The organism is Geobacillus sp. DSP4a, assembly GCF_013096875.1.
GTDB lineage: Bacteria > Bacillota > Bacilli > Bacillales > Anoxybacillaceae > Geobacillus > Geobacillus thermophilus.
Genome location: NZ_SDLD01000101.1, coordinates 1 through 2,249, shown reverse-complemented (window position 1 = coordinate 2,249; position 2,249 = coordinate 1). Strand labels below are relative to the sequence as shown.

Here is a 2,249-nt window from a genome sequence, read left to right as displayed (position 1 = left end):
GATGACCCAAATTCCCCACCCGTATAACTTTGGGGACAAAGGATTCATTAGCCGTGACTTGCAAAAAAGGCTGTACGAAGAATACCAAATGGCGCTTTGGACTCCGTCTCGAAAAAACCAGAAACATCGTGCGTCTGAGACATGGGAGAAATGGATCCAACAAAAACGCAAAGTGATCGAGACGGTGTTCTCGGTTCTGGTTGACCACTATCGCATCACGGGGATCCGAGCCAATTCGATTATCGGATTTGAAGTGGCACTAGACGGTACCAGAGGATCTAACTCTGTATTGGTACTTCTGCCACAATGGCTTTAGGGTAGTTCAAAGAATCGAAACAGGGGTGTAGCACGTATTGCAATTCGGTTGTTTGGTTTTAAGAGAAAATAACATTACAGAAACAGTGTGGTCGTAGATTGTAGGTGATGGGCGATTCAAGCATAACAGGAGGGGGAAATTTTGATTCGATTTATACTCTTATTAGTGTTACTTGGCTCAATGGGATTTGGAGCCTTGAAATATGACCCGGTATTATGGGCACCTGTCATTATGATTTTGGTGCTATTTGTTATGATTCGGTTCCGGACGATTATATCTGTTCCTTTAATGATTACCCTTGTTATCTTAGCGAGTATTATAAGTGGAATGTTTGCAACGATTGAAAAACATTATACCACTTATCAAGGGAGAGAGATTGAAATGGTCCCGGGTACTACTGTTACGGCTCAACAGATGCTTGATTTCTCTTTGTTCTCCTATACAAATATCCTAAATTACGATCGGTATCTGAACTTAAAGTATATGAATGGTGAGAAGTATTATACGCTCTCTTATATTATTGATGATGCAACCAGAATTAATGATGATTATTTCAAAGAAACCTTCTTAAAAGATATAAAAAAACTTGCTAAAAAAGAAGATTCTAAAATGAACGTGGATCAGTTTAAGAAAGATGTCGGGAACTGGAAGTTAATTGCAGCAGATGGAGATGTGGGGTCGTGGTTTACTCACTTCGGATTTTGGGGTGTCGCATTTTATAATCCGGCTACGAACACAGTGGTGATTGGAATTCGAGGAACACATGATGAAGCCACAATTGCTTATGATGCCGCAGCGGTGGTATTCCAGTGGGATACTCGTTCTATGATCGATGAAGCTCATAAATTTATGCAAACAGTACATACCAAGTTGACTAAGGATTTAGGGGTACAGCAAGCCAATATAATAATTACTGGTCATTCTCTTGGGGGATACCTAACACAAAAGGTAGCTCTTGATGTGATAAGCGGGCAGATTCCGAACTATTCCGGAAAGAATGGAAATGCCCCGTTTAAACTGATGGGGGCTGTAACGTTCAATGCTCCGGGATTTAAAGCTCCAAAGGTTACGGCGGGGTTTAGTCAGGTAATTACGCCGGAACAATATAAAAATCGAGAAGATTTTAATACGTATCCTATCTTAAACTACGTGATTGAACAAGATTTCGTAGGAAATTTTGGGGAACATGTAGGAAAAACCATATTCTTAAAAGGGCCTAATATGCCATTTTCCCAACATTCTCTGTTGTTGTTTTATGGCAAGTTACTCGACGAGAGCTACGTTATTACAGGAACTGTTAGAAAGCCGGTTTCAGTTTCTGTATTTGACGGAACTCTAATGGATACCAGAGATGGAATTTGGACTATAATTGCAACCCCCTTAAATTATGTGTATAGCTGGGTACCATATTTACTGATTGTTGCTCTTGTATTCGCAGGTGCTAGAGGATATTTGAAAGGTGGGTTCAATGTCGGAAACATCCTATGGTATTTTCTCATGCTAGGAGTTTTTTACATAGTGGTAAAAGGAATTTGGCCGGAATTGCCATTTCTGGAGAGTGCACTCCCAATCGCAATTATTTTTGTGGTACTCGTCTGGGTTATCCGTTGGGGGTTGAAACCCTAAAATATTTGTGGAGGAAAGATAGGCTTCATCCTAGTTAGGGAGAGGGGTACCTTTCCCCTAACTAGGAGGTCACCAAGCGGGAGCAGGGTTAATAAACAAGAAAGTTCCTATAAACAGGATTTCTATAATGAATCATTAGGAGAACGACAAAACTTAATTACTGTAGATGAGCAAAATCATTAACTCACATTTCGCACCCTCTCGACGAAAATCGGGAGGATTTTTTCGTTCCGATGTCGAATGAATCCTTGACACACAAGGAACGTAAAGGAGTTTTTCTCTTATGAACGTTCAAGTCAAAAAGGTC

Annotated in this window: 2 protein-coding genes; both read left to right on the top strand. The window is 40.4% G+C overall.

What is annotated here, in order from left to right:
• The coding region (locus tag ETC02_RS16435; protein ID WP_305847209.1) for a transposase at nucleotides 1-316 on the top strand (316 nt) is incomplete at its 5' end.
• A 141-nt stretch (nucleotides 317-457) separates the two neighbouring features.
• A complete protein-coding gene (locus tag ETC02_RS16430) occupies nucleotides 458-1,942 on the top strand; it encodes a hypothetical protein (protein WP_171698431.1) in 1,485 nt (494 codons plus the stop codon).
• Nucleotides 1,943-2,249 lie beyond the last annotated feature (307 nt).